General features: G+C 57.6%; 24 protein-coding genes, 1 tRNA gene and 1 riboswitch. Of the genes, 12 read left to right on the top strand and 13 right to left on the bottom strand.

What is annotated here, in order from left to right:
• The first annotated feature begins 38 nt into the window (after positions 1-38).
• Positions 39-126: transfer RNA gene (locus ACOTX1_RS03675), tRNA-Ser, on the top strand.
• A 42-nt stretch (positions 127-168) separates the two neighbouring features.
• Here ACOTX1_RS03675 and ACOTX1_RS03670 read toward each other — a convergent pair.
• On the bottom strand, positions 169-1,170 hold the full coding sequence (locus tag ACOTX1_RS03670; protein WP_015570882.1) for a magnesium transporter: 1,002 nt from the start codon (positions 1,168-1,170) through the stop codon (positions 169-171).
• A gap of 60 nt (positions 1,171-1,230) precedes the next feature.
• A riboswitch (M-box (ykoK) riboswitch) is annotated at positions 1,231-1,400 on the bottom strand.
• Positions 1,401-1,558: 158 nt separating this feature from the next.
• Between ACOTX1_RS03670 and ACOTX1_RS03665 the strand changes: the two genes are divergently transcribed.
• Both ACOTX1_RS03665 and agp read left to right on the top strand, forming a co-directional pair.
• Positions 1,559-2,059: a DedA family protein gene (locus ACOTX1_RS03665; protein WP_023315778.1), complete on the top strand. Its 501-nt coding sequence runs from the start codon at positions 1,559-1,561 to the stop codon at positions 2,057-2,059.
• Between the two features lie 92 nt (positions 2,060-2,151).
• The gene (agp, locus tag ACOTX1_RS03660) at positions 2,152-3,393 is read left to right on the top strand and encodes a bifunctional glucose-1-phosphatase/inositol phosphatase (protein ID WP_023315779.1); all 1,242 of its coding nucleotides are present in this window, start codon (positions 2,152-2,154) and stop codon (positions 3,391-3,393) included.
• A 32-nt stretch (positions 3,394-3,425) separates the two neighbouring features.
• On the opposite strand, the gene ACOTX1_RS03655 is transcribed toward agp, so the two are convergent.
• Both ACOTX1_RS03655 and wrbA read right to left on the bottom strand, forming a co-directional pair.
• Positions 3,426-3,653: a YccJ family protein gene (locus tag ACOTX1_RS03655; RefSeq protein ID WP_006809324.1), complete on the bottom strand. Its 228-nt coding sequence runs from the start codon at positions 3,651-3,653 to the stop codon at positions 3,426-3,428.
• Between the two features lie 18 nt (positions 3,654-3,671).
• Positions 3,672-4,268, bottom strand: coding sequence for an NAD(P)H:quinone oxidoreductase (wrbA, locus tag ACOTX1_RS03650; protein ID WP_006809323.1), 597 nt, complete (start codon positions 4,266-4,268; stop codon positions 3,672-3,674).
• Between the two features lie 391 nt (positions 4,269-4,659).
• On the opposite strand from wrbA, the gene ACOTX1_RS03645 reads away from it, so the two are divergent.
• Both ACOTX1_RS03645 and ACOTX1_RS03640 read left to right on the top strand, forming a co-directional pair.
• A complete protein-coding gene (locus ACOTX1_RS03645; protein ID WP_001273664.1) occupies positions 4,660-4,830 on the top strand; it encodes a general stress protein in 171 nt (56 codons plus the stop codon).
• 116 nt (positions 4,831-4,946) lie between these two features.
• A complete protein-coding gene (locus tag ACOTX1_RS03640; RefSeq protein WP_263521498.1) occupies positions 4,947-5,867 on the top strand; it encodes a DMT family transporter in 921 nt (306 codons plus the stop codon).
• A gap of 110 nt (positions 5,868-5,977) precedes the next feature.
• Here ACOTX1_RS03640 and rutG read toward each other — a convergent pair whose 3' ends face one another.
• Genes rutG through rutA form a run of 7 tightly spaced genes read right to left on the bottom strand, consistent with a single transcriptional unit; the run spans position 5,978 to position 11,412 of the window.
• On the bottom strand, positions 5,978-7,300 hold the full coding sequence (gene rutG, locus ACOTX1_RS03635; protein ID WP_023315781.1) for a pyrimidine utilization transport protein G: 1,323 nt from the start codon (positions 7,298-7,300) through the stop codon (positions 5,978-5,980).
• A 21-nt stretch (positions 7,301-7,321) separates the two neighbouring features.
• Positions 7,322-7,816, bottom strand: a complete 495-nt coding sequence (gene rutF / locus ACOTX1_RS03630; protein ID WP_023315782.1) for an NADH-dependent FMN reductase RutF — start codon at positions 7,814-7,816, stop codon at positions 7,322-7,324.
• 9 nt (positions 7,817-7,825) lie between these two features.
• On the bottom strand, positions 7,826-8,416 hold the full coding sequence (locus tag ACOTX1_RS03625) for a malonic semialdehyde reductase (RefSeq protein WP_023315783.1): 591 nt from the start codon (positions 8,414-8,416) through the stop codon (positions 7,826-7,828).
• A 9-nt stretch (positions 8,417-8,425) separates the two neighbouring features.
• Complete coding sequence (rutD, locus tag ACOTX1_RS03620) at positions 8,426-9,226, bottom strand: pyrimidine utilization protein D (protein ID WP_023315784.1); 801 nt, start codon at positions 9,224-9,226, stop codon at positions 8,426-8,428.
• 7 nt (positions 9,227-9,233) lie between these two features.
• Complete coding sequence (rutC, locus tag ACOTX1_RS03615) at positions 9,234-9,620, bottom strand: pyrimidine utilization protein C (protein WP_003858097.1); 387 nt, start codon at positions 9,618-9,620, stop codon at positions 9,234-9,236.
• 11 nt (positions 9,621-9,631) lie between these two features.
• Complete coding sequence (gene rutB, locus ACOTX1_RS03610; protein ID WP_003858095.1) at positions 9,632-10,321, bottom strand: pyrimidine utilization protein B; 690 nt, start codon at positions 10,319-10,321, stop codon at positions 9,632-9,634.
• Positions 10,321-11,412: a pyrimidine utilization protein A gene (rutA, locus tag ACOTX1_RS03605; RefSeq protein ID WP_023315785.1), complete on the bottom strand. Its 1,092-nt coding sequence runs from the start codon at positions 11,410-11,412 to the stop codon at positions 10,321-10,323. The genes rutB and rutA overlap by 1 nt, the downstream gene beginning before the upstream one ends.
• 245 nt (positions 11,413-11,657) lie before the next feature.
• Between rutA and rutR the strand changes: the two genes are divergently transcribed.
• Positions 11,658-12,296 carry an HTH-type transcriptional regulator RutR gene (rutR, locus tag ACOTX1_RS03600; protein ID WP_023315786.1) on the top strand — a complete coding sequence of 213 codons (639 nt, stop codon included), beginning with the start codon at positions 11,658-11,660 and terminating at the stop codon, positions 12,294-12,296.
• On the opposite strand, the gene ACOTX1_RS03595 is transcribed toward rutR, so the two are convergent.
• Both ACOTX1_RS03595 and putA read right to left on the bottom strand, forming a co-directional pair.
• Complete coding sequence (locus tag ACOTX1_RS03595) at positions 12,293-12,688, bottom strand: lysozyme inhibitor LprI family protein (protein ID WP_023315787.1); 396 nt, start codon at positions 12,686-12,688, stop codon at positions 12,293-12,295. The two genes, rutR and ACOTX1_RS03595, sit on opposite strands and share 4 nt — an antisense overlap.
• A gap of 51 nt (positions 12,689-12,739) precedes the next feature.
• Complete coding sequence (gene putA, locus ACOTX1_RS03590; RefSeq protein ID WP_023315788.1) at positions 12,740-16,702, bottom strand: trifunctional transcriptional regulator/proline dehydrogenase/L-glutamate gamma-semialdehyde dehydrogenase; 3,963 nt, start codon at positions 16,700-16,702, stop codon at positions 12,740-12,742.
• A gap of 422 nt (positions 16,703-17,124) precedes the next feature.
• Here putA and putP point away from each other — a divergent pair, with 422 nt between their 5' ends.
• Entirely contained in the window at positions 17,125-18,633 is a 1,509-nt protein-coding gene (gene putP / locus ACOTX1_RS03585) for a sodium/proline symporter PutP (RefSeq protein ID WP_003858085.1), read from the top strand.
• 71 nt (positions 18,634-18,704) lie between these two features.
• Positions 18,705-19,124 carry a DUF3574 domain-containing protein gene (locus ACOTX1_RS03580; RefSeq protein WP_023315789.1) on the top strand — a complete coding sequence of 140 codons (420 nt, stop codon included), beginning with the start codon at positions 18,705-18,707 and terminating at the stop codon, positions 19,122-19,124.
• Positions 19,125-19,206: 82 nt separating this feature from the next.
• Here the strand turns inward: ACOTX1_RS03580 and ACOTX1_RS03575 are convergent, their stop codons facing one another.
• Positions 19,207-20,391, bottom strand: a complete 1,185-nt coding sequence (locus ACOTX1_RS03575; protein ID WP_023315790.1) for a NupC/NupG family nucleoside CNT transporter — start codon at positions 20,389-20,391, stop codon at positions 19,207-19,209.
• Between the two features lie 251 nt (positions 20,392-20,642).
• Here ACOTX1_RS03575 and efeU point away from each other — a divergent pair, with 251 nt between their 5' ends.
• From efeU to phoH, 4 genes are all read left to right on the top strand, one after another.
• Positions 20,643-21,476: an iron uptake transporter permease EfeU gene (gene efeU, locus ACOTX1_RS03570; RefSeq protein ID WP_003858080.1), complete on the top strand. Its 834-nt coding sequence runs from the start codon at positions 20,643-20,645 to the stop codon at positions 21,474-21,476.
• A gap of 40 nt (positions 21,477-21,516) precedes the next feature.
• Positions 21,517-22,644 (top strand): iron uptake system protein EfeO, encoded by a 1,128-nt coding sequence (gene efeO, locus ACOTX1_RS03565; RefSeq protein ID WP_003858078.1) that lies wholly within the window; start codon positions 21,517-21,519, stop codon positions 22,642-22,644.
• A gap of 3 nt (positions 22,645-22,647) precedes the next feature.
• Positions 22,648-23,931 carry an iron uptake transporter deferrochelatase/peroxidase subunit gene (efeB, locus tag ACOTX1_RS03560; RefSeq protein ID WP_023315791.1) on the top strand — a complete coding sequence of 428 codons (1,284 nt, stop codon included), beginning with the start codon at positions 22,648-22,650 and terminating at the stop codon, positions 23,929-23,931.
• A gap of 500 nt (positions 23,932-24,431) precedes the next feature.
• Positions 24,432-25,220 (top strand): phosphate starvation-inducible protein PhoH, encoded by a 789-nt coding sequence (phoH, locus tag ACOTX1_RS03555; protein ID WP_003858070.1) that lies wholly within the window; start codon positions 24,432-24,434, stop codon positions 25,218-25,220.
• Positions 25,221-25,366 lie beyond the last annotated feature (146 nt).

Raw genomic sequence — 25,366 nt, 5'->3', positions numbered from 1 at the left:
ACATCATGCTCAGAGATGTTTATAGTGCGCCTCACTTTGGAAGCGTGGCCGAGCGGTTGAAGGCACCGGTCTTGAAAACCGGCGACCCGAAAGGGTTCTAGAGTTCGAATCTCTACGCTTCCGCCAAATTCGAAAACCCTGCGATAGCAATATCGCAGGGTTTTTTCGTTATTCCAGCCCCAGCGTATACTGCGCGATTTTGAAGTAGATAATCAGCCCGGTCCCGTCGATTAGCGTGGCGATAAACGGTGCGGAGACCACCGCCGGATCGATTTTGCAGCGTTTCAGTACCATCGGGATCACCGACGAGACGATGGCGCTCCACAGCGTAATGCAGACCAGCGTCAGGCTGACGATGAGCGTGATTTCCATCCCAATACCCATCATCCAGGCGCGAACGCAGCCCGCCAGACCCAGCGTGGCGGCAATCATTAACGAGGTGCTGATCTCTTTGCGCAGCACGCGACCCACATCGCGAAGGTGGACTTCACCCAGCGCCATGGCGCGCACCAGCGTCGAGGTGATCTGCGTCCCGCTGTTTCCGCCGGTGCCAATCAGCAGCGGAATAAAGAACGCCAGCGCGATGGCAGATTCCAGCGCCTCTTCAAAATGCTGGATCACCGAACTGGTATACGCTTCCGCAACAAACAGCAGCAGCAGCCAGACGGAGCGTTTCTTCCACAGGCTGAAGGCGCTGGTTTCCAGATAGGGCTTCTCCAGCGGCAGCGTCGCCCCCTGAAGCTGGGCATCTTCAGTAACGTCATCTTCCAGCAGATGGGCGATTTCACGCTCGGTAAGGCAGCCCACCAGCTTGCCGTGGGTCACCACCGGCACTACATCCGCACCCGCATGCGCCAGCAGCCCGGCGACATCCGCCCGCTCATCTTCCGGTTTGAGCTGAATAAAATCCGATATCATCAACCCCTTAACGGGCTGCACGGTGTCGGTGGCCTGCAACAATTTGCGTACGGCGATCAAACCCGCGAGGCGACCGTTATCTTCGATAAAAATATGCGACGGAATATCATCATCTTTTAATTTTTCAAAGAACTGCTCGCGTGCCAGAGCCACGCATAATGAAATATCAATAACGATAAAATCGGTATTCATATATTGCGCGATGGCGCTGTCGTTAAAAGCCAGGTTTTGGTTATGAATAGCGTAAGACATAGTAAATTCCCTTTGAATAATAAAATCTCTCAGGGGCGAGCAAGACAGGGCATGTCGGAAAGGAGATCCCCACGTCCTGGGTTCAGCACTGTACACCGTATCCCGCAAGGGAAGTTATACTGACAAAGCCTTGATTCGACAGTGCCTGTTTTACCCTGTGCCGGTTCTCTCGAACCCACCAGAGCGATAACGTGTATTTGTACAGGAGCCTCGCCATAACGAGATCGTTGTAAAACGAGAGGGATAATACGCTTATTTAAAACTGCTGCTGAGGAATTTTAATAATGTTGAAGAACGGTTTAAATGAATAGTATTAAACGCATGTTGAGGTTTTATTTAACTGCTTTCTTTTTAAATGGAGAATTCATTTGTTACCGGAGAGAGTAAAATGGCATGGCTGGACACGCTGCTGGATCATTTTGCGCATTATCCGACGCATCTGTTCGCGCTGCTCGTTGTTATGGCGTTGAGTAAATCGACGGTGCTGGTCTCCTCGGTGCTGCCGCCCGCATCGGTCATGCTGATGGCGGGGATCGCCGTCAGCCAGTCGAGTCTGCATCCCGGAATGACGTGGCTGGCGGTGGTGATGGGCGCTACGGCAGGTTCGGTGCTGAATTACCATATCGGCCAGCTGATGGGGCATACCCGGCTGGTGTCACGCCTCACCGCAAAACATGCCGATAAGTTTCTGCGGGTACAGCATCAGCTGCAAAAGCACGGCGTAGTCGCGCTGTTCACGTCGCGTTTCCTGGCGGTGCTGCGTTATATCGTGCCGCTGGCGGCCGGCATGCTCAGGATGAGCGCGATGAAGGTTTACGTCGTTAGCCTGCTGTCAGCCTGCGCATGGGCGGCGCTGTATGTCGGCATCGTCACCGGCATCAGCATCTGAACGTATTCATCAGTTTGAGAAATGCTTCCCGAAAAAACGGTCACCAGTCTGTCACACTCAGCGTAACGATAAAAACGCATGAGGAAAAAGGGATGAGAAAAGCACTACTCGCTGTCGCCGTGGCAGGAACGTTTTCAGTGACGTTTGGGGCGCAGGCACAGGACACGCCGGATGGCTATCAGCTGGAACAGGTGCTCATCATGAGCCGCCACAACCTGCGCGCGCCGCTTGCCAATAACGGCAGCGTGCTGGAGCAGTCCACGCCCAAGCAGTGGCCGGAGTGGGACGTCCCGGGTGGACAGCTCACCACCAAAGGCGGCGTACTGGAAGTGTATATGGGTCACTATATGCGCGAGTGGCTGGCAGAGCAGGGAATGGTGAAGACGGGTGAATGCCCGCCAGCGGATACCGTCTATGCCTACGCCAACAGCCTCCAGCGCACCGTGGCGACCGCGCAGTTCTTTATCACCGGCGCGTTCCCCGGGTGCGATGTTCCTGTGCATCATCAGGAAAAAATGGGCACCATGGACCCCACCTTCAATCCGGTCATTACCGATAACTCCCCTGAGTTTCGCGAGAAAGCGCTGAAAGCGATGGAGACGGAACGGCAGAAAATGCATCTGGATGAAAGCTACAAACTGCTGGAACAGCTGACAAACTACAGCGACTCGCCGTCCTGCAAGGAGAAAAAAGTCTGCTCCCTGACGGAGGCGAAAGATACCTTCAGCGCCGATTATGAAAAAGAGCCGGGCGTCTCCGGGCCGCTGAAGGTGGGTAACTCGCTGGTGGATGCGTTCACGCTACAGTATTACGAAGGCTTCCCGACAGACCAGGTGGCCTGGGGGGAAATCAAAACCGATCAGCAGTGGCGCGTGCTGTCGAAGCTGAAAAACGGCTATCAGGACTCGCTGTTTACGTCGACGGAGGTGGCGCAGAACGTGGCTAAACCGCTGGTGAAGTACATTGATAAAGCGCTGGTGACCGACCAGGCAAAAGCGCCAAAAATCACCCTGCTGGTAGGGCACGACTCTAACATCGCCTCGCTGCTGACCGCGCTGGACTTCAGGCCTTATCAGCTGCACGACCAGCAGGAAAGAACCCCGATTGGCGGTAAAATTGTCTTCCAGCGCTGGCATGATAAAAACACTAACCAGGAGCTGATGAAAATTGAGTATGTTTACCAGAGTTCAGATCAGCTGCGTAACGCCAGCGTACTGTCGCTGCAATCCCCTGCGCAGCGCGTGACGCTGGAGCTGAAGGGCTGTCCGGTGGATGGCAACGGCTTCTGTCCTGTCGATAAATTCAATGCGGTGATGGATAACGCGGCGAAATAGAAAATAACCCCCCGCGTGGGCGGGGGGAACGTTCAGACGTTTTTACGTTCGATGGTTTGCTCGCCCCAGAACAGCGAGTCTTTGTCGGTTTTTTCGAAGGCGCGAACCAGCACTTCATCGTTGCCTTCTTCCCAAATCTGCTCAGCCAGCTTTTCGTCATAATTGGCGACTTCAAAGATGGCTTCGGCAATCTCCGGAGAGGTATTGCGTAAACTTGCCCATTCGCCCACGTGGTGAGCTTTGGATTCTTGAGTTGGCATACTTGTCCTCCTGTTGGGTTAGCCGTTCAGTTTTTTGGCAAGACCCGCGACGTATTCACCCTGATAGCGGGCGATTGAAAGTTCTTCATTGCTTGGCTGACGTGAACCATCCCCACCGGCAATCGTTGTTGCGCCATAGGGCGTACCACCACGGACCTGGGAGACATCAAACAGTTCCTGCGCGCCGTAGCCAATCGGCACAATGACCATCCCATGATGCGCAAGCGTTGTCCAGGTGGAAGTGATCGTCTGCTCCTGGCCGCCGCCCGTGCCGGTAGAGCTGAACACGCTGGCCAGCTTGCCGTATAACGCGCCGGAGGCCCAGAGCCCGCCCGTCTGGTCGAGGAAGGTGCGCATCTGGCCGGACATATTGCCGAAGCGGGTCGGGGTGCCGAAGATAATGGCATCATAGTCCGCGAGCTCCTGCGGGGTGGCGACCGGGGCGTTTTGTGTTTTCCCCCCGGCTTTGGCGAAGGCTTCCGCCTGCATGGTTTCCGGTACGCGTTTAACCACGACCTCAACGCCGTCTACTCTGTTTGCGCCTTCTGCTACTGCGTGAGCCATGGTTTCAATGTGTCCATACATGGAATAATAGAGCACCAGAACTTTTGCCATTTTGCATCACTCCTCGTTGGTTTTTCTTACAGCGGATCGCTGCGTTCCTTTAAAGATATGACATCACAGCCAGACTGCAAAAATGAACGGCATTTCTTTGATATATAACAATATCTTTTCGTTACGTGCTTTGTAGCAAAATGAAACAACTTTCGCGGCGCGGATTTTTCAAAATATAAGAATGGCTTATGAATGACTTCCTCAATATTTCATACGAAAGGCTGAGATCATGTTGCAGAATATTACCTCTCGCTTGCCGGATAGCCGCATTACACTAAGCTTAGTTTCACGCGGCACAGATAAAGGCACTGTCCTTGAGCCGCGAGGTGAAAGAATCCTCTTTTACTGAATGCAATATGATGTCTAATGTTTCACACTCTGGAGGTTAGAGATGGCAAACCATCGTGGTGGTTCAGGTAATTTCGCTGAAGACCGTGAAAGAGCATCAGAAGCAGGTCGTAAAGGTGGCCAGTCTAGCGGGGGCAACTTTAAAAACGACCCTCAGCGCGCATCAGAGGCTGGTAAAAAAGGGGGTAAAAATAGCCACGGCAGCAACAAGTAGTACGCCGGGTTAACTCTCTGCCGCCGGGTTTCCCGGCGGTTTTTTTATGTCTGCTACATTGAACTGTCATCAAAGGCATCGCACACTACAGGATTGATTCTTCGTGCTGGTGTCCCATGTCCGTTTCCCGTTTTACCTTCTCCATTAAGCCTCAGGAAGCCATCCTGATTTTGATCACCATGTTCTGGGGCGGAACCTTTCTTGCCGTTCAGTACGCGGTCACGATGAGCGATCCGTTTTTCTTTGTAGGGCTGCGTTTTGCAACCGCTGCGGTTGCCGTGGCGCTTATTTCACTGAAAACCCTGCGCGGATTGACCCTGAGAGAGCTTAAAGCGGGTGTCGCCATTGGCGTGGCGATTGCCATGGGTTACAGCCTGCAAACGTGGGGGCTCCAGTCTATCTCCAGCAGTAAATCCGCCTTCATCACCGCCATGTACGTACCGCTGGTGCCGCTGTTGCAGTGGCTGTGCCTCGGCAGAATGCCGGGCCTGATGTCGTGCATTGGCATCGTGCTGGCGTTCATCGGCCTTATTTTATTAGCCGGGCCGGAAAATAATCTGCTGGCGCTGGGGCCGGGGGAGATCATCACTCTGGTGGGGGCCGTCGCCATTGCGGCAGAAATTATTCTGATTAGCGCCTGGGCAGGAAAAGTGGACCTCAAGCGGGTGACGGTGGTGCAGCTTGCCACCGCGTCGCTGGTGGCGTTCGCGACGATGGTGCCGGCAGGGGAGTCCGTCCCGCCGATGTCTACCGGGCTTATCGTCGTGGCGCTGGGGCTGGGTATTTTCAGCGCCATTATCCAGGTTACCATGAACTGGGCGCAGCGCAGCGTATCCCCGACACGGGCGACGGTCATTTACACCGGTGAACCGGTGTGGGCGGGTATTTTCGGGCGACTCGCCGGGGAGCGTCTGCCGCTGCTGGCGCTGGTGGGCGCGGCATTTATTATCGCCGGGGTGCTGGTGAGCGAGTTGAAGTTAAAAAAACGACGTAAGGCGACTGCCGGATTGAGCGCTGAACAAAGGGCAGATAGCTAACAACGCGCACCCTGTCCGTTTAGCCCGGCGGCGCTTCGCTTGCTCGGGCCTACTTGCCAATTGTAGGCCGGGTAAGCGTAGCGTCACCCGGCAAGAATGCGGCACGTATTTCAGGTGGAAGGGGTGATGGCTTTTCCTTGCGGTACATCCCTTTTCCGGCGGCTCAGCAGGGCGTTGAGCAGGATCGCGCCGAAGGTCGCCGTGCCAATCCCGCCTACCGTAAACCCGCCCAGCGTCAGGGCGAAATCACCCGCCCCCAGCACCAGTGTCACCGCCACCATGATCAGGTTACCATTCTGGCTCAGATCAACATGATTCTGCACCCAGATACGTGCCCCCGCGACGGCAATAAGACCAAATACCACAATCGAGGCGCCGCCAATCACAGGTGCCGGGATGGTGTGGATCAATGCGCCGAATTTTGGGGAAAAGCCGAGCAGCATCGCCATCACCGCCGCCGCCACGAAGACCAGCGTCGAGTAGACTTTGGTCACTGCCATCACGCCGATGTTTTCCGCGTAGGTCGTCACGCCGCTGCCGCCGACCGAGCCGGAGAGCATGGTCGCCAGACCGTCTCCCACAAACGCCCGTCCCATATACGGGTCCATATTGCGGCCGGTCATTCCCGCTACGGCTTTCAAATGGCCCAGGTTTTCAGCCACCAGAATTACCGCGACAGGCGCGATGAGCATCATCGCCTGAGCGTTAAAGGTGGGCGAGGTTATGTGCGGCATGCCGAACCAGGCGGCCTGATGAATCAGTGTGAAATCAACCGGTTTGCCGAGGCCGAACACGTTCGCCAGCAGCGCGTAGACCAGACAGGCCGCAATCAGCCCGACCAGGCTCAGCAGCCGCTGGATCATGCCGCGCGTAAAGACCGCCACCACGCCGATGCACAGCACCGTTATCACCGCCATCCAGCTTTCAAACGGCGAGCCGGATACGCTCTTCACCGCAATCGGCGCGAGGTTCAGGCCTATCGCCATCACCACCGCCCCGGTGACGACGGGGGGCATCATTCGCTCGATCCAGCGCGTGCCGACTTTCATCACCACCAGACCGGTCAGGGTGTAGACCAGCCCACAGGCGATAATGCCTCCGAGGGCCACGCTCAGGTTGGGATTAATACCCTGACCGTTAAACCCGGTCGCTGCAATGACCACTCCAACGAAGGCGGCGCTGGAGCCCAGATAGCTGGGCACACGCCCGCCGGTGACAAAAAAGAACAGCAGGGTACCCATACCCGACATCAAAATGGCGAGGTTAGGATCCAGCCCCATCAGCATGGGCATCAGCACCGTCGCACCAAACATCGCGACCGCATGCTGCACGCCCATCACCATTGTCTGCCCGAGCGGGAGCCTTTCATCCGGCGCGACCACGCCTGCTTCTGTGGAGGTCGATTTCAACTGCCAGTGGGGAAGTCCGAACATGATCTGTCTCCTGAATGCGGATTAACAGGCGGGTCGCATAAGTGCGTGATAGCCGCGGTCGAACCACACCAGCCCTTGCTGCGCCGGGTGGCGTACGATGGATACGATGTCGCAAAACAGAATGTCGTGAGTGCCAACGCTCACCACCTGGCTGATGCGGCAGTCGAACGAGGCCAGCGCATTTTCCAGACGCGGGCAGCCCGTGTCGCCTGTCTGCCAGCGGGCAGCGGCAAAGCGGTCCGCCATCGGCGTTTTCCCGCCAAACAGGTTGGATAAAGGCTCCTGTCCGGCACTCAGCGTGTTAACGCACAGGGTGCGGTTCTCGCTGAAAATCGGCCAGACCGACGCGCCGCGGTTGAGGCACACCAGCAGAGTGGGCGGGGTATCGGTTACGCTGCATACCGCGCTTGCGGTAAAGCCCGCCATTCCCGCCGGGCCGTCGGTGGTGATGATATTGACCGCCGCACCGACGCAGGCCATGGCATCACGGAACGTTTGTTGATCGGGTGTCGTCATGATGGCTCCTTACGCCAGCCCGCAGGCATCGTCAAAGGCCAGACGCGGCAGGCGTCCGTACAGTTTGGTCGTATCGCCGTAGCCGATGTTGATCAGCAGATTGCTTTTAAGCAGCGTGCCCGTGAAAAAGGCCGCGTCCACTTTTTCCCGGTCAAAACCGGACATCGGCCCGGTGTCGAGCCCGAGCGCGCGGCAGGCGAAAATCAGGAACGCGGCCTGCATTGAGCTGTTGCGAAAGGCGGTTTCTTCCGCCAGCGCGGGGCTTGCGGTAAACCAGCTTCTGGCATCGCCGTGCGGGAACAGTTCAGGCAGGCGCCCATAAAACTCGCTGTCCCAGGCGACAATCGCCGTGACCGGGGCAGTGAGCGTTTTCTCAAGGTTGCCGCTGGAGAGCGCCGGGCGCAGCTTTTCTTTTCCTTCCGGGCTTCGCACAAACACAATGCGCGCCGGGGAGCAGTTGGCGGACGTCGGCCCCCATTTCATCAGGTCATAAATCTCGTGCAGCGTCTCGTCACTGACCGGTATATCCAGCCAGCCGTTATGGGTACGTGCGCCGGTAAACAGCGTTTCCAGCGCGGCGGGCGTGATGGCTTCGCTCATTCAAACTCCTTACAAAGCGGATTCTGGGCTGTGCAGCAGGCTGGCAAGCCCGTTCAGCAGCAGAGTGTTAAAGATGTCCGGCGCGGTCACGTTGCAGGCATGCCCGCCCTGGCGCATGACCGTTTTGCGGGCGTGCGGGAGTGCGGCGTGCAGTTCATCAGAACAGACGGACGGCACCAGCAGATCGTCGGTGGAACAGATAATCTGCACGGGGCAGCGAACGCGTGCAGCGTGGCGGCTGAAATCGGCCTGTTTCAGGGCATGCAGCCTGCGCAGCAGATTGGCTTTGCCCTGAAAATGGGCCAGCGCCAGCGCGTGCTCGGCCTCCAGCCGCGGGGCGCGGGCGGCCATCCAGTCTGCCGGGTAGAGGAACAACGGCTGTGCCTCTACCCACGCCTGCGCGCCGCCCGCATGCAGCAGACGTTCGCGAACGTCAAAACAGCGTCGGGTATGGGCATTGAGCGTCAGCCAGCCGTTGACGCAGACCAGCGCGGTAAGGGCGTCGGGCTTATCGATGGCCAGCCGCAGGCCCACCAGCGCCCCCAGCGCGTGGCCGACCACGCAGTAACGGGCGATCCCTGCCCCGGCTAACGCCAGTGCGAGCTCGTCGGCCATGTGTGCGAGGGTGTAGTCTTCCGGCAGGGTATCCGGGTTATTCCCCGTGCCCCGCTGGTCGTAGCACACCACCTGATACTCCTGCCCCAGCACGGCGAGCTGAGGCAGCCAGTAGCTCCCGCTGCCGCCGAGCCCGGCAATCAGTACCACCACGGGCGCGCCCGCAAAGGGGGGCGGGGAAATGGACAGTTTCATGGCGGCCTCACTTCGCGATGTGCGCAACGGTGGCAATTTCAACCAGCGCTTCGGGCTTTACCAGCCCGCACTGGATGCAAAACCGCGCCGGTTTATCGCCGGGGAAAAACTCCGCGTAAATCTCGTTAATCGCGGCGTAGTTTTTCCAGTCGGTGATAAAGATGCTGTTGAAGGTCACGTCCTCCATCGTGCCACCCGCCGTTTCGATCACGGTTTTGATCGTCTCCAGCACGTGGCGGGTTTGCCCCTTTGGGTCGTTGATAAACACCACGTTGTTGTCTTTATCAAATGGCAGCGTGCCCGAGACATACACCACGCCGTCGGCGAGGGTGCCGGGAACGAAGGGGGCAATCGGAGTGCTGGTGCCCGGCGGAATAATCACGGATTTCGGCATAGCGGTTCTCCTCAGGCGATACGGGCGAGCGGGGGATCCAGCGCGTCGCAGAAATCATTGACGTTACTGACCCAGCCAAAAAAGGTTTCGATATTGAACAGGGCGGCTTTCTGGGCAAAATCCGGCCCGGCCTGATGGGTAGCGTCTTCCAGCACCACGCCAAAATACTCGAGGAAAAAGCCGTCGCGCAGGGTCGACTCCACGCAGACGTTGGTGGCAATGCCCGTAAAGACCAGATGACGAATGCCCCGGCTGCGCAGCAGGCTGTCGAGCGGGGTATTGAAAAAGCCGCTGTAGCGCGGTTTCGGCAGTACGATATCGCTGGCTTCCGGTACCAGCTCATCCACCAGCTGATAATCCCAGCCGCCTTTCGCCAGCAGCGTGCCCTGGAGTTCGGGCCGTTGGCGCATGGTTTTCAGGGCGTTGGATTTGTGAAAGTTGGGTGAGCCGGGACCGCCAGCCTCGACGTACTGGTCGTCCCAGCCGTTCTGGAACCAGACGATGAGCATGCCCGCAGCGCGCGCAGCGTGCACGGCGGTTTTAATGTTCTCGATCACCGGCTGCGTGGTGGAGACGTCAAACCCGGCCAGATCCAGATACCCGCCTTTACTGGCATAGGCGTTTTGCATATCCACCACGATCAGCGCGCTGCGCTGCGCGTCAAAGGTAATGGCTTCCGGGCGAGCGTTGAGGGTCGTCATTACGCCACCTCCTTCGTCACGGCAGGGATGTGGGCGCGGCACTGCATCAGCGGCTGAATGCGCTCGCCGAAGGTTTCCACGCCGGTGAGAAAATCATCGAAGGTCAGCAGCACGCCTTCGGCGCCGGGCACGGCAGCCACTTCGTCGAGCATTCTGGCGACGCTGGCATACGAGCCAACCAGGGTGCCCATGTTGATATTGACGGCAGACGTCGGGTCGGCCATCTGGCGAACGTTGGTGTCCGCGCCGGAGCGGGTATCCTTCTGGCTCTGCTCGGTCAGCCAGCTCAGTGCTTCGTCATCCGCGCCGTCCTTGTATCGTTCCCATTTGGCGCGCGCGGCGTCATCGGTTTCGTCGGCAATCACCATAAACAGCACGTAGGAGCCCACGTCGCGCCCGGTTTTATCGGCGGCCGCTTTCATGCGTGCCGCAGTGGGCGCGAAGGCGGCCGGGGTGTTAACGCCTTTGCCGAAGCAGAAGTTGAAGTCGGCGTATTTCGCGGAAAATTCCATTCCCGCGTCGCTCTGCCCGGCGCAGATAACCTTCATCGGCACCGACGGCTGCGGGCTGACGCGGCAGTCGTTCATGGTGAAGAAATCGCCTTTGAAATCGCTTTTGCCGGTGCCCCACAGATCGCGCAGCACCTGCACATATTCAGTCAGGTAGTCGTAGCGACGGGAGAAGTAATCGTCCCCCGGCCAGATCCCCATCTGCTCGTACTCCGGCTTTTGCCAGCCGGTGATCAGGTTAACGCCAAAGCGCCCGCCGGAGATGGAGTCGATGGTGGAGGCCATCCGCGCCACGATCGCCGGGGGCAGGGTAAGGGTGGCGGCGGTGGCGTAGATCTGGATCCGCGAGGTGACCGCCGCCAGGCCCGCCATCAGGGTAAAGGACTCCAGGTTGTGGTCCCAGAATTCGGTCTTACCGCCGAAACCGCGCAGCTTGATCATCGAGAGCGCAAAGTCGAAATGGTAATGCTCCGCTTTCTGCACGATGGCTTTATTCAGCTCAAAGGTCGGCATGTATTGCGGGGCAGTGGTCGAGATAAGCCAGCCGTTGTTGCCGATCGGTACAAATACGCCAATTTTCATCACAAACCTCTCTTCATTACGTCGTAGGTGTCACGATGTTTTTGCAAAGGCAGTGCCAGTTTTGAAAATCACTTTGTTATTAATGTGTTAAATTATGGTTGTTAAAATTAACAGCGAAAATGTGGACTGGATGGTCAAAATCATTGCACAGAAAACAGGCACTCATGCGCGCTGAGGGTGCAGAAGGTCGTGGCGAGACGGGGGTTTTGCTATGCTGAGCGCAGGACAGAAAATGGAGAGCGAAAATGACACAAGGCGCAGTGAAAACACCCGGTAAACGTTCGCAGGCGGTGAGCGCCAAGAAACAGGCGATCCTCAGCGCTGCGCTGGAGACATTTTCGCAGTTTGGTATTCACGGTACGCGCCTTGAGCAGGTAGCGGAGCAGGCCGGGGTGTCCAAGACCAATCTGCTCTACTACTACCCGTCGAAAGAGGCGCTGTATGTGGCGGTGATGCAGCAAATCCTCGATATCTGGCTCGCACCACTTAAAGCATTTCGCGAAGAGCTGGCCCCGCTGGTGGCGATAGAGGAGTACATACGCCTGAAGCTGGAGGTATCGCGTGATTACCCGCAGGCATCAAGGCTGTTCTGCCTGGAGATGTTGCAGGGCGCGCCGCTGTTGCAGGCGGAGCTGACGGGAGATCTAAAGCAGCTGGTGGACGATAAATCGGCCATTATTGCCGGATGGGTCGCCAGCGGAAAACTGGCGCCCGTCGACCCGCAGCATCTGATCTTTATGATCTGGGCCGCTACCCAGCATTACGCTGACTTCGCGGCCCAGGTCGAGGCGGTGACCGGTAAAACGCTCCAGGACGAGGCGTTTTTCCAGAGCACCCTGGAAAACGTACAGCGGATGATTATCGAAGGGATCCGCGTGCGCTAGTTTCCCGGTGGAAGAGGGCAGCTTAAGTCGCCCTCTTCACACTGCATCAGCGTGGCCAGAAACGCTTCGCGCTCCGCGGTTTTCTCCGTCAGGCACTGGTTGATAATCATCGGCTGAATAGTGCCACCTTCGGTTCCTGAACCCATCAATTTACAGTCTGCGTCACGCAGGGCGATCCACGCCTGCTGCGCCTTTTTCAGCAGGTCGCGCTGAGGGGCTGCCGCGCGTTTGATGGCGGCCTGGTACGTCTGGTTGAGCTTTTTATCCGCAGCCTGGTACTGCTCTGCCGCACAGGCACTGAGTTCTGTCTGGGTGGTCGCTTTGTCGCACTCGTCGGCCAGCGCGCTGGCGCTGAGCAGCAGTGCTGCGCCTGCGATAAGATATCGTTTCATACACTCCCCAATAAATTAAGGCTCCGTCTCCGGAGCCTTATTAGCACAGCGTTAGCCGATTGTCATCAGGCTGGCGTTACCCCCCGCCGCCGCGGTGTTGACGCTGAGCGAGCGCTCAACGTACAGACGCTCCAGCAGCAGGTTGGTTTCCCCGCGCGCAAAGCCCTGCACGGAAACGATGGCACCGCTGCGGGCCGCAACCTGCTCGCACAGTTCGCGCAGCTGGTCGGAATCACCGTGGTAGATCACCGCGTCAAACGGCTGGGTCAGCAGGGCATCGGCCTTCGCAAAGCGAATGCGGGCCGAAACCGCTTTTGGCAACTGTTTGGCGAGGTCGCGATGCAGGGCATCTTCCGGCCACAGCACCTCACAGCCCGTTGCCGTTGCGGCTGCCAGCTGCACCAGCGCATCCTGCTCGTTATCCGCCACGCACAGCACACGCTCGCGCGGCATCAGCGTCCAGGTGTTGCGCTCGCCGGTTGGACCCGGCAGCAGACGCTGTGTTCCCGCCTGCGCCAGCTCGCCGTACTGCTGTGCAATCGCATGCAGCTCGGGACGATTTTCAGCCCACTTAATCAGCGCGTCCAGCGGCTGGGTCAGCACGGCTTTCACCTGCGCATCCACCGGATATTCCGCGTCCTGACGCGCCAGCGTCACGCCCAGCGCATTTTCCGGACGGTTTGCCAGCAGACGGTACAGATAGAGCGGACCGCCCGCTTTCGGGCCGGTGCCGGAGAGACCTTCACCGCCGAATGGCTGCACGCCCACGACCGCGCCAACCATGTTGCGGTTGACGTACAGGTTGCCAACTTTAGCATTGCCGGTCACCTGGGCAATGGTTTCGTCGATACGGGTATGCACGCCAAGCGTCAGGCCGTAACCCGAGGCGTTGATCTGATCGATCAGCTCGTTGAGGTTGTTACGGTTGTAGCGCACCACGTGCAGTACCGGGCCGAAGACCTCTTTTTTCAGCTCGTCGAAGCTTGCCAGCTCAATCAGCGTTGGCGGCACGAAGGTGCCGGTCTGCCACTCGCGGGCATCTTCGCTGTTCTCGCGCACCGCCTGGAACACCGGACGGCCTTTTGCACGCATGGTCTGAATGTGGTTTTCAATGTTGGCTTTGGCTTCCGCGTCGATCACCGGCCCGATGTCGGTAGTGAGACGGCCCGGGTTGCCCATGCGGCATTCCGCCATCGCACCGCGCAGCATCTTCAGCGTGTGGTCAGCCACGTCATCCTGTAAGCACAGTACGCGCAGGGCGGAACAGCGTTGGCCCGCGCTGTCGAAGGCAGAAGCCAGCACGTCAACGACGACCTGCTCGGTGAGTGCGGAGGAGTCCACGATCATGGCGTTCATGCCGCCGGTTTCAGCGATCAGCGGGGTAGGACGGCCCTGCGCATCCAGACGGGTGGCGATGTTGCGTTGTAGCAGGGAGGCCACTTCGGTAGAACCGGTAAACATCACGCCGCGTACGCGGTTATCGGAGGTCAGTTTGGCCCCGACCGTTTCACCGCGCCCTGGCAGCAGCTGCACCACGCCCGCCGGTACGCCCGCTTCCAGCAGAATGTTAATGCCCTGGGCGGCAATCAGCGGGGTCTGCTCTGCCGGTTTCGCCAGCACGCTGTTGCCTGCGGCCAGCGCCGCGGCAATCTGGCCGGTGAAGATCGCCAGCGGGAAGTTCCACGGGCTGATACACACCACCGGGCCGAGCGGACGGTGGGTTTCGTTGTCGAAATCATCGCGCACCTGACCGGCGTAGTAGTGCAGGAAGTCTACCGCCTCGCGCACTTCGGCGATGGCGTTGCTGAAGGTTTTACCCGCTTCACGCACCAGAATGCCGATCAGCTGCTGCATCTGATCTTCCATCAGCACCGCCGCGCGTTCCAGAATGGCGGCACGCTCCTGCGGCGGGGTGGCAAACCAGATTGGCGCGTTGTTCACCGCGCTCTCCAGGGCCTGCTCCACTTCCGCTTCCGTGGCTTCGCGCACGTAGCCGACGATATCCTTCGGCTCTGCCGGGTTAATCACCGGCTGCATTTCACCGTCCTCAACGGATTGCTCAAGGATCGGCCTGGCCTGCCACTTCTGCAATGCGCTGTTAAGCAGGGCGGAAGAGAGCGACGCCAGACGGTGTTCGTTGGCGAGATCCAGACCCGCCGAGTTGACGCGGCCTGCACCATACAGCTCGCGCGGCAGGGCAATCTTCGGATGCGGCAGGCCAATCTGGCCTTCCTGCGCCGCCATCTTCTCAACGGCCTGTACCGGGTCGGCCACCAGCTCGTCCAGCGGCAGGGTGGTGTCGGCGATGCGGTTAACGAAGGAGGTGTTCGCCCCGTTCTCCAGCAGACGGCGCACCAGGTAGGCCAGCAGGGTTTCGTGGGTACCTACCGGGGCATAGATTCGGCACGGACGGTTCAGCTTGCCGTCGGCCACTTTACCGGTCACCTGCTCGTACAGCGGTTCACCCATGCCGTGCAGGCACTGGAACTCGTACTGGCCCGGATAGTAGTTCTGACCCGCCAGGCTGTAGATCGCCGCCAGGGTGTGGGCGTTGTGGGTGGCGAACTGCGGATAAATCAGGTTCGGCACGCCGAGCAGTTTTTTCGCGCAGGCGAGGTAGGAGACGTCGGTGTAGACCTTGCGGGTATAGACCGGATAGCCTTCCAGACCTTCCATCTGGGCGCGTTTGATTTCGCTGTCCCAGTAGGCGCCCTTCACCAGACGGATCATCAGGCGGCGACGGCTGCGGCTGGCCAGGTCAATCAGGTAGTCAATGACGAACGGGCAGCGTTTCTGGTAGGCCTGGATAACGAAACCAATTCCGTTCCAGCCCGCCAGCTCCGGCTCGAAGCACAGTTTTTCCAGCAGATCGAGGGAGATCTCCAGACGGTCCGCCTCTTCGGCGTCGATGTTAATGCCGATATCATACTGGCGCGCCAGCAGGGTCAGGGACTTCAGGCGCGGGTAGAGTTCTTCCATCACCCGGTCGTACTGCGCGCGGCTGTAGCGCGGGTGCAGGGCGGAAAGCTTGATAGAGATGCCCGGACCTTCATAAATACCGCGACCGTTGGACGCTTTACCGATGGCGTGGATCGCCTGCTGGTAAGAGACCATGTAGGCCTGCGCGTCGGCGGCGGTCAGCGCCGCTTCACCCAGCATGTCGTAGGAGTAGCGGAAGCCTTTGTCTTCCAGCTTGCGGGCGTTCGCCAGCGCTTCGGCAATGGTTTCCCCGGTGACGAACTGCTCGCCCATCAGGCGCATCGCCATGTCCACGCCCTTGCGGATCAGCGGCTCGCCGCTCTTGCCGATGATGCGGTTCAGGGAGCGCGACAGGTTGGCTTCGTTATGGGTGGAGACCAGCTTGCCGGTAAACAGCAGGCCCCAGGTGGCGGCGTTAACGAACAGCGACGGACTGCGGCCAATGTGGGAGTGCCAGTTGCCGTTGCTGATTTTGTCGCGGATCAGGGCATCGCGGGTGGCTTTATCCGGAATACGCAGCAGCGCTTCCGCCAGACACATCAGCGCCACGCCTTCCTGTGAGGAGAGGGAAAACTCCTGCAGCAGACCCTGAACCATACCGGCGCGTCCGCTGGCGGTTTTCTGGTTACGCAGCTTGTCGGCGAGCTGATACGCCAGGCTGTGCGCCTGAGCGGCAACGGCTTCCGGCAGGCGCGCCTGCTCCAGCAGCATCGGCACGGCGTCGGTTTCGGCACGGCGGTAGGCGCCGGTAATGGCGGCGCGGCTGACGGACTGCGGCAGGATCTGCTCGGCAAATTCGAGGAACGGCTGGTGGTTCTCCTCAACGGCCGTCGCGGCTTCTTCGCTTTCGTTCGCTGCGCCCGCCAGCAGGGCAGGCAGCTCCGGCAGACCTTCTTCACTCTCCAGTCTTTCCAGATAGTTAAAAATCGCCTGCTTGATTAACCAGTGCGGTGTGCGGTCGATGCGGGTCGCAGCGGTTTTAATCCGTTCGCGGGTAGCGTCATCCAGCTTAACCCCCATGGTGGTCATCCCCATGCCAAAACTCCTGTTGTTCTGTAATAGCGTTCTGTTGATAGCGTGAAATATCCACCATGTTGCAACTTTGTGCAACCGTGTTAAATGTGACCTGGTCTGCAAGCTGGAAAATGAATGGATTGTTAACGATTAGTTAGCTGTGAAAAAGAACGTGCGGCCGTTTCTGAGCCCAGTTTTTATGCGGTGCTTAACACTTTTTAAAGGTGCAACCCGTAAAAGCGTGAGCGAGTGCAACCTATAGGAAAGACGTATAAAACCAGTGATGAAATTCATGTAAATGCAGTGTTAAATCGTTTGTCAGTGGGATGCGTATACGGCAGGATAGCGCGCCCAACGGAAACACATACACACATCACTACGTTCCGGTGATGACATAACAAGGCAACCCGGACGGTTGTCGCTCGACATTTTGGAGAATTTGAATGGCTATTAGCACACCGATGCTGGTGACATTTCTCGTTTATATTTTTGGCATGATCCTGATAGGGTTTTTGGCATGGCGTTCCACTAAAAACTTTGACGACTACATCCTCGGCGGGCGCAGCTTAGGCCCGATGGTCACCGCACTCTCTGCGGGCGCTTCCGACATGAGCGGCTGGCTGCTGATGGGGCTGCCGGGCGCGATTTTCATCTCCGGTATCTCCGAAAGCTGGATCGCCATCGGCCTGACCGTTGGCGCATGGATCAACTGGAAGCTGGTAGCAGGCCGTCTGCGTGTGCATACCGAAGCCAACAACAACGCCCTGACGCTGCCGGATTACTTCACCGGACGCTTTGAAGATAACAGCCGTATCCTGCGCATTATCTCTGCGGTGGTGATCCTGCTGTTCTTCACCATCTACTGTGCTTCCGGCATCGTGGCGGGCGCGCGTCTGTTCGAAAGTACCTTCGGCATGAGCTATGAAACCGCCCTGTGGGCCGGTGCGGCCGCGACCATCCTCTATACCTTCGTGGGCGGATTCCTGGCGGTAAGCTGGACCGACACCGTGCAGGCGAGCCTGATGATTTTCGCCCTGATCCTGACCCCGGTGATTGTCATTTTCACCGTCGGCGGCTTTGGCGAATCGCTGGAAGTGATCAAGCAGAAGAGCATTGAAAACGTCGATATGCTGAAAGGGCTGAACTTTGTCGCCATCGTCTCCCTGATGGGCTGGGGCCTGGGCTACTTCGGTCAGCCGCACATTCTGGCGCGCTTTATGGCGGCGGATTCTCACCATACCATCGTTCACGCGCGTCGCATCAGCATGACGTGGATGATCCTGTGTCTGGCGGGCGCGTGCGCGGTTGGCTTCTTCGGCATTGCGTACTTTAACAACAACCCGGCGCAGGCGGGCGCGGTGAACCAGAACGCCGAGCGCGTGTTCATCGAACTGGCGCAGATTCTGTTTAACCCTTGGATTGCCGGTATTCTGCTCTCCGCGATCCTGGCTGCGGTGATGTCCACCCTGAGCTGTCAGCTGCTGGTGTGCTCCAGCGCCATCACCGAAGACCTCTACAAAGCGTTCCTGCGTAAGGGCGCGAGCCAGAAAGAGCTGGTGTGGGTAGGGCGTTTTATGGTGCTGCTGGTTGCGCTGGTGGCGATTGCGCTGGCAGCAAACCCGGAAAACCGCGTGCTGGGGCTGGTGAGCTACGCGTGGGCGGGCTTCGGTGCCGCGTTTGGGCCGGTAGTCCTGTTCTCCGTCATGTGGTCACGCATGACCCGCAACGGCGCGCTGGCGGGGATGATTATTGGTGCGGTGACCGTTATCGTCTGGAAACAGTTCGCCTGGCTGGGCCTGTACGAAATCATTCCTGGCTTCATCTTCGGCAGCATCGGTATCGTGGTCTTCAGCCTGCTGGGTAAAGCACCGTCTGCCTCCATGCAGAAACGCTTTGCGGAAGCCGACGCGCACTACCACACTGCGCCGCCGACTAAGCTTCAGGCTGAGTAATCTCCCCTCACCCTAACCCTCTCCCCGGTGGGGAGAGGGGATAGTCCTTTCACCTATGTGAGTCTTCATCAATGAGAATTAAAACAGGGTTAATGGTGGCAGCATTCGTGATGCTGGCGGGCTGTAACGCACCCGCGCAGCACGTGCCGGTGGAAACCTGCAAAGCGGATAACCAGATGCAGCAGACCACGCTCTATTTTGGCTTGAATCGCCCGGCAGGGGCGCAGATTACCGGCAGCGAGTGGCAGCAGTTTGTTGACCAGGACGTGACGCCGCGTTTTCGCGATGGCTTAACGGTGTTTGATGCCCGTGGTCAGTGGCTGGGTAACGACGGCAAGGTGGCGCGCGAGCCGAGCAAGGCGCTGATGCTGATCCACGGGAAAGATGCGCAGAGTGAGAAGAATATTGAAGCGTTGCGCGGGATCTATAAGTCACGCTTCGCGCAGGAGTCGGTGATGCGGGTTGACCAGCCGGTGTGCGTGCAGTTTTAATGAAAAACGGCGGGAAATCCCGCCGTTGTAGTATCGTAGGCCCGTGCAAGCGAAGCGCCGCCGGGCATTAACCGCACAAAACTTACAACACCAACCCCGCAAAGCTCGCCGAAAGCAGGCTCACCAGCGTCGCGCCGTACACCAGACGCAAACCAAACCGCGACACCACGTTGCCCTGCTGCTCGTTCAGACCTTTTATTGCCCCCGCCACAATGCCAATGGAAGCAAAGTTAGCGAACGACACCAGGAACACGGACAAAATACCCAGCCCGCGAGGTGACATTTGATGGGCAATTTTTTGCAGCTCGATCATCGCCACAAATTCATTCGCCACCAGTTTAGTTGCCATAATGCTCCCCGCGTTTAAGGCATCGCTCAACGGAATACCAATAAGCCACGCCAGCGGATAAAACACATAACCCAGAATCTGCTGGAAGCTCATGCCAAATATGCTGGAGAAGAGGGCGTTAACGGCGCTAATAAGGGCGATAAAACCAATCAGCATCGCCAGAATAATCATTGCCACCTTAAAACCGGCCAGAATATACTCGCCCAGCATTTCAAAGAAGCTCTGGGATTCGTGCAGTTTTTCCAGCTTGATATCCGGCTCCGCTTCCGGGCGGGTCGGGTTAATGACCGAAAGAATAATAAAGGTGCTGAACATGTTCAGGATCAGCGCCGCGACGACAAATTTGGCGTCGAGCATGGTCATATAGGCCCCGACAATCGACAGCGACACCGTCGACATAGCCGTGGCAGCCATCGTAAACAGACGACGTGAGGAGAGATCCCCGAGTACGCCCTTGTAGGCAATAAAGTTTTCCGACTGACCGAGGATCAGCGAGCTCACCGCGTTGAAGGATTCCAGCTTGCCCATGCCGTTCAGTTTTGACAGCAGCGTCCCGATCACCCGAATAAAGATCGGCAGAATGCGCCAGTGCTGAAGAATACCGATCAACGCTGAGATAAAAATAATGGGGCAGAGCACGCCAAGGAAAATAAACGCCAGCCCTTTTTCACCCATCCCGCCAAAGACAAAATTCGTCCCTTCGGCAGCGAATTTAAGCAGCGACTCAAAGAAACCGGAGACGTATTTAATAATAAACAGACCGCTTTCTGCATGCAGGAAAAAGAACGCCAGCGCAATTTCAATCACGATCAGCTGTAAAACGAAACGAATACGAACTTTTCGGCGGTCGAAACTCACCAGCCAGGCAAGCGCAAGAATAATCACCAGCGCCAGCAGGAAATGGACAATTTTAAACATGGTTTATTTTCAGTTGGTTTTCGAGGTGGACATTTAGCCACAGCCCCGGTTAACCGTAAATGGGCATTTTCGTTATACCTTATAAACGCAACGGTTACTCAGGCAATTATTACTCCGCAATGCGTTTACATCTGGTCATCAAAACGCAACACATTTCGCTTGTTTTTCTTGTTGCTGTAATGATAATCACTATCACAAGAATTTACCTTTCTTTGCATCAGTTGACCGCGATAAACATTTAAGGTGTCGGCATGTTTGTTCCTTTTCTCATTATGTTACGTGAAGGCCTTGAAGCGGCCCTGATTGTTAGCCTTATCGCCAGTTATCTGAAGCGTACCCAGCGCGGACGCTGGATTGGCGTGATGTGGGTTGGCGTTTTCCTTGCCGCGGCGCTCTGCCTGGGGCTGGGTATTCTTATCAACGAAACCACCGGTGAATTTCCGCAGAAAGAGCAGGAGCTGTTTGAAGGCATTGTTGCCGTAATAGCGGTGGTGATCCTCACCTGGATGGTGTTCTGGATGCGCAAAGTTTCCCGTAACGTGAAGGTACAGCTTGAGCAGGCGGTGGATAACGCTCTGCAAAAAGGCAACCACCACGGCTGGGCGCTGATCATGATGGTCTTTTTCGCCGTGGCGCGTGAAGGCCTGGAGTCCGTGTTCTTCCTGCTCGCGGCTTTTCAGCAGGACGTGGGCATCTGGCCGCCGCTGGGCGCGATGCTCGGGCTGGCCACGGCGGTTGTGCTTGGCTTCCTGCTCTACTGGGGCGGCATTCGTCTTAACCTGGGCGCGTTCTTCAAGTGGACCAGCCTGTTTATTCTGCTGGTGGCCGCGGGACTGGCGGCAGGGGCGATCCGCGCCTTCCACGAAGCGGGCCTGTGGAACCACTTCCAGGACGTGGCGTTCGATCTCAGCAACGTCCTGTCGACCCATTCACTGACCGGTACCCTGCTCGAAGGGATCTTCGGCTACCAGGAAACGCCGAGCGTCAGCGAAGTGGCGATGTACTTTATCTATCTGGTTCCGGCGCTGATCCTGTTCGCTATGCCGCCACGTACCGGCTCGCAGACGTCGCGCGTTGCGCCGTAAGTGCTGTTTTAGTTACAACATACTTTTAAAGGGAAGAGTCATGGCCATTCAGTTCCGTCGTAGTGCGTTATGCGCAGGCATCGCCGCGCTGCTCGTGTCTGCCTTCGCCGCTCAGGCAGCAGATATTCCGCAGGTCAAAGTCACCGTCAACGATAAACAGTGTGAGCCGATGACCATCACGGTTAACAGCGGTAAAACCCAGTTTATTATTCAGAACCACAGCCAGAAGGCGCTGGAGTGGGAGATCCTGAAAGGCGTGATGGTGGTGGAAGAGCGCGAGAATATCGCGCCGGGCTTCAGCCAGAAGATGACCGCAAATCTTCAGCCCGGGGAATATGACATGACCTGCGGCCTGCTGACTAACCCGAAAGGTAAGCTGATCGTCAAAGGCGCAGCGACGGCGGACGCGGCCAAAGGCACGGCGCTGCTGAGTCTCGGCGACGCTATTACCGCCTATAAAGCCTACGTCACCAAAGAGACGGCGGACCTGGTGGCAGGCACCAAAGCCTTTACCGACGCGGTGAAAGCGGGCGATATCGAAAAAGCGAAATCCCTGTATGCGCCTACACGTCAGCACTACGAGCGCATCGAGCCGATTGCCGAGCTGTTCTCTGACCTCGATGGCAGCATTGACGCCCGTGAAGACGACTACGAGCAGAAGGCCGCCGATCCGAAATTCACCGGCTTCCACCGTCTGGAAAAAGCCCTGTTTGGCGATAACTCCACCAGGGGGATGGAGAAATACGCCGAGCAGCTCAACAGCGACGTGCTGGAGCTGCAAAAACGCATCAGCGAGCTGGCATTCCCACCGTCGAAAGTGGTGGGTGGCGCAGCGGGTCTGATTGAAGAAGTAGCCGCCAGCAAAATCAGCGGTGAAGAAGATCGTTACAGCCACACCGACCTGTGGGACTTCCAGGCAAACGTCGACGGCGCACAGAAAATTGTCGATCTGCTGCGGCCACAGTTGCAAAAAGAGAACGGCGAACTGCTGGCGAAAGTGGATGCCAATTTTAAGAAAGTTGACGCTATCCTGGCGAAATACCGCACCAAAGACGGGTTCGAAACCTACGACAAGCTGACCGATGCTGATCGTAACGCGCTGAAAGGCCCGATTACGACGCTGGCGGAAGATCTCTCCCTGCTGCGTGGCGTACTGGGTCTGGATTAAGCGATGAACGAGCATGACGAGTACGACGTGGCGGAACCTTCCCGACGTCGGTTGTTAAAAGGGGTAGGGGCGCTGGGCGGCGCGTTTGCCCTGGCGGGCGGCTGTCCGGTGGCGCATGCGGCAAAACCGCAAAGCGCCCCCGGCACGCTCTCCCCGGACGCGCGTATGGAAACGCAGCCGTTTTATGGTGAGCACCAGGCGGGGATCCTGACGCCGCAGCAGGCCTCGATGATGCTGGTGGCTTTCGATTCGTTGGCGAGTGATAAGGCCGACCTTGAGCGTCTGTTCAGGCTATTAACCACGCGCATTGCCTTCCTCACCGCCGGAGGTCCGGCACCGGAAACACCGAATCCGCGCCTGCCGCCGATGGATTCCGGGATCCTCGGGGCGTTTATCGCTCCCGATAATCTGACCATCACCGTGTCGGTGGGGGAATCACTATTTGATGATCGCTACAGTCTGGCGAAGCAGAAGCCGAAAGCGCTGCAAAAAATGACGCGATTCCCGAATGATTCTCTCGACGCGGCGCTGTGCCACGGCGATCTGCTGTTGCAGATCTGCGCTAATACCCAGGATACGGTGATCCACGCCCTGCGCGATATTATCAAGCACACCCCGGATCTGCTGAGCGTGCGCTGGAAGCGGGAAGGTTTTATCTCTGACCACGCCGCGCGCAGTAAAGGGAAAGAGACGCCGGTCAACCTGCTGGGCTTCAAAGACGGTACCGCCAACCCGGACAGCAGCAATACCGCGTTGATGAACAAGGTGGTCTGGGTTACGGCGGATCAGGGCGAACCGGCCTGGGCGGTGGGCGGCAGCTATCAGGCGGTGCGTATCATTCAGTTTCACGTGGAGTTCTGGGACCGCACGCCGCTGAAAGAGCAGCAGACTATCTTCGGCCGCGATAAGCAAACCGGCGCACCGCTCGGCATGAAGCTCGAGCACGATGAACCCGACTACGCCCGCGATCCGAACGGGGATGTCATCGCGCTGGACAGCCATATTCGCCTCGCCAATCCTCGCACCAAAGAGACGCAATCCAGCCTGATGATGCGCAGGGGTTACAGCTACTCGCTGGGGGTGACCAACTCCGGGCAGCTTGATATGGGACTGCTGTTTGTCTGCTATCAGCACGATCTGGAGAAGGGATTCCTCACCGTGCAGAAGCGGCTCAACGGCGAAGCGCTGGAAGAGTACATTAAGCCCATCGGCGGCGGCTATTTCTTTGCCCTGCCCGGCACGCGTGACGCGAACGCCTGGCTCGCTCAGGGTCTCATAGAAGCCTGATAATCGTCCCCGCGACAGTTCGCGGGGACATTATTTTTTTCCCAGACTATCTTATTGTTATATTTCTGTAATATTTCTATATAAGACTGATTTTCCATGTAGGGGCAGTCCGAAAAGTTGCATTCAGGTAAAATAAATGTTGCATTTATGATAATTCCTGATGTACTTAAGAGAAGACAGCGGTAGTTCCCGGCAGTGATGTTAACTCACTATGGAGATCGCGAATGGTTGCGTCCTGTACTGGACAAGGTAAACACATCAACCGCAGTACCCGGCGCGGAGGCTCAGACTCCGGCAGCGATTTCTTCACCACCAAATTCTCTCCTTCACCTCAACAACCTTTTTCTACCGACGTGCATAACGGTGCGCGTAGCCGTTGTATATCGTCATCCGGTAATGCAAGCAATGGCTTACAAGGAAGCCAACCCTCTGATGTTCGTGCGCATAATCGTGCCGATGCTGGCGCGTGTGATGAATACCAACAACTCAAGGTGCTATCCATGGGAAGACAGAAAGCAGTGATCAAAGCTCGTCGCGAAGCAAAACGTGTGCTGAGACGGGATTCACGTAGTCATAAACAGCGTGAAGAAGAATCGGTCACCTCGCTTGTGCAGATGAGCGGCGTAGAATCCATTGGCATGGCGCGGGACAGCCGCGATGCATCGCCAATTGTGGCGCGAAATGAAGCTCAGGCGCACTACCTGAATGCTATCGAGAGTAAACAGCTCATCTTTGCAACCGGGGAAGCCGGATGCGGGAAAACCTGGATCAGCGCCGCCAAAGCGGCGGAGGCGCTGATTCATAAGGACGTGGAAAGGATCATCGTTACCCGTCCGGTACTGCAAGCGGATGAAGATCTGGGCTTCCTGCCCGGCGATATTTCCGAGAAGTTTGCCCCGTACTTCAGGCCCGTCTATGACGTGCTGGTGAAGCGGTTGGGCGCTTCCTTTATGCAGTACTGCCTGCGACCAGAGATTGGCAAGGTGGAAATCGCGCCGTTCGCCTATATGCGCGGACGTACATTTGAAAATGCGGTCGTTATTCTTGACGAGGCTCAGAACGTGACCGCTGCGCAAATGAAGATGTTTTTAACGCGCCTCGGGGAGAACGTGACGGTGATCGTCAATGGCGATATTACCCAGTGTGACCTGCCGTCGGGCGTTAAGTCTGGCCTGAGCGATGCCATGTCACGTTTTGAGGAAGATGAGATGATAGGGGTGGTACGCTTCACAAAAGAGGATTGCGTCCGCTCGGCGCTCTGCCAGCGCACGCTACAAGCGTATTATTGAATATGCTGTTGTGTTCAAGGCCCGGGAAACCGGGCTTTGTTTTTTGTGCATTTTATCCCCTCTTCCCAGGGGAGAGGGTTAGGGTGAGGGGCTCAGGCCGCACCGAGCTGCATATAGCACCGGGGGGATTGACTCGCTGCGCTCGC

The organism is Enterobacter cloacae complex sp. IR5401, from assembly GCF_049238425.1.
Lineage (GTDB): Bacteria > Pseudomonadota > Gammaproteobacteria > Enterobacterales > Enterobacteriaceae > Enterobacter > Enterobacter hormaechei_C.
The sequence above is the reverse complement of the archived record's forward strand: the minus strand, read 5'-3'. Positions and strand labels throughout refer to the sequence as shown.

Coding starts and splice junctions, on each gene's coding strand:
- efeO (WP_003858078.1), top strand. CDS start 21,517: ATGGCCATTCAGTTCCGTCGTAGTGCGTTATGCGCAGGCATCGCCGCG.
- ACOTX1_RS03665 (WP_023315778.1), top strand. CDS start 1,559: ATGGCATGGCTGGACACGCTGCTGGATCATTTTGCGCATTATCCGACG.
- putA (WP_023315788.1), bottom strand. CDS start 16,702: ATGGGGATGACCACCATGGGGGTTAAGCTGGATGACGCTACCCGCGAA.
- ACOTX1_RS03645 (WP_001273664.1), top strand. CDS start 4,660: ATGGCAAACCATCGTGGTGGTTCAGGTAATTTCGCTGAAGACCGTGAA.
- efeB (WP_023315791.1), top strand. CDS start 22,648: ATGAACGAGCATGACGAGTACGACGTGGCGGAACCTTCCCGACGTCGG.
- rutR (WP_023315786.1), top strand. CDS start 11,658: ATGACACAAGGCGCAGTGAAAACACCCGGTAAACGTTCGCAGGCGGTG.
- rutF (WP_023315782.1), bottom strand. CDS start 7,816: ATGACGACACCCGATCAACAAACGTTCCGTGATGCCATGGCCTGCGTC.
- agp (WP_023315779.1), top strand. CDS start 2,152: ATGAGAAAAGCACTACTCGCTGTCGCCGTGGCAGGAACGTTTTCAGTG.
- ACOTX1_RS03595 (WP_023315787.1), bottom strand. CDS start 12,688: ATGAAACGATATCTTATCGCAGGCGCAGCACTGCTGCTCAGCGCCAGC.
- rutC (WP_003858097.1), bottom strand. CDS start 9,620: ATGCCGAAATCCGTGATTATTCCGCCGGGCACCAGCACTCCGATTGCC.
- ACOTX1_RS03575 (WP_023315790.1), bottom strand. CDS start 20,391: ATGTTTAAAATTGTCCATTTCCTGCTGGCGCTGGTGATTATTCTTGCG.
- putP (WP_003858085.1), top strand. CDS start 17,125: ATGGCTATTAGCACACCGATGCTGGTGACATTTCTCGTTTATATTTTT.
- ACOTX1_RS03670 (WP_015570882.1), bottom strand. CDS start 1,170: ATGTCTTACGCTATTCATAACCAAAACCTGGCTTTTAACGACAGCGCC.
- rutG (WP_023315781.1), bottom strand. CDS start 7,300: ATGTTCGGACTTCCCCACTGGCAGTTGAAATCGACCTCCACAGAAGCA.
- ACOTX1_RS03580 (WP_023315789.1), top strand. CDS start 18,705: ATGAGAATTAAAACAGGGTTAATGGTGGCAGCATTCGTGATGCTGGCG.
- wrbA (WP_006809323.1), bottom strand. CDS start 4,268: ATGGCAAAAGTTCTGGTGCTCTATTATTCCATGTATGGACACATTGAA.
- ACOTX1_RS03640 (WP_263521498.1), top strand. CDS start 4,947: ATGTCCGTTTCCCGTTTTACCTTCTCCATTAAGCCTCAGGAAGCCATC.
- ACOTX1_RS03655 (WP_006809324.1), bottom strand. CDS start 3,653: ATGCCAACTCAAGAATCCAAAGCTCACCACGTGGGCGAATGGGCAAGT.
- rutA (WP_023315785.1), bottom strand. CDS start 11,412: ATGAAAATTGGCGTATTTGTACCGATCGGCAACAACGGCTGGCTTATC.
- ACOTX1_RS03625 (WP_023315783.1), bottom strand. CDS start 8,416: ATGAGCGAAGCCATCACGCCCGCCGCGCTGGAAACGCTGTTTACCGGC.
- efeU (WP_003858080.1), top strand. CDS start 20,643: ATGTTTGTTCCTTTTCTCATTATGTTACGTGAAGGCCTTGAAGCGGCC.
- rutB (WP_003858095.1), bottom strand. CDS start 10,321: ATGACGACCCTCAACGCTCGCCCGGAAGCCATTACCTTTGACGCGCAG.
- rutD (WP_023315784.1), bottom strand. CDS start 9,226: ATGAAACTGTCCATTTCCCCGCCCCCCTTTGCGGGCGCGCCCGTGGTG.
- phoH (WP_003858070.1), top strand. CDS start 24,432: ATGGGAAGACAGAAAGCAGTGATCAAAGCTCGTCGCGAAGCAAAACGT.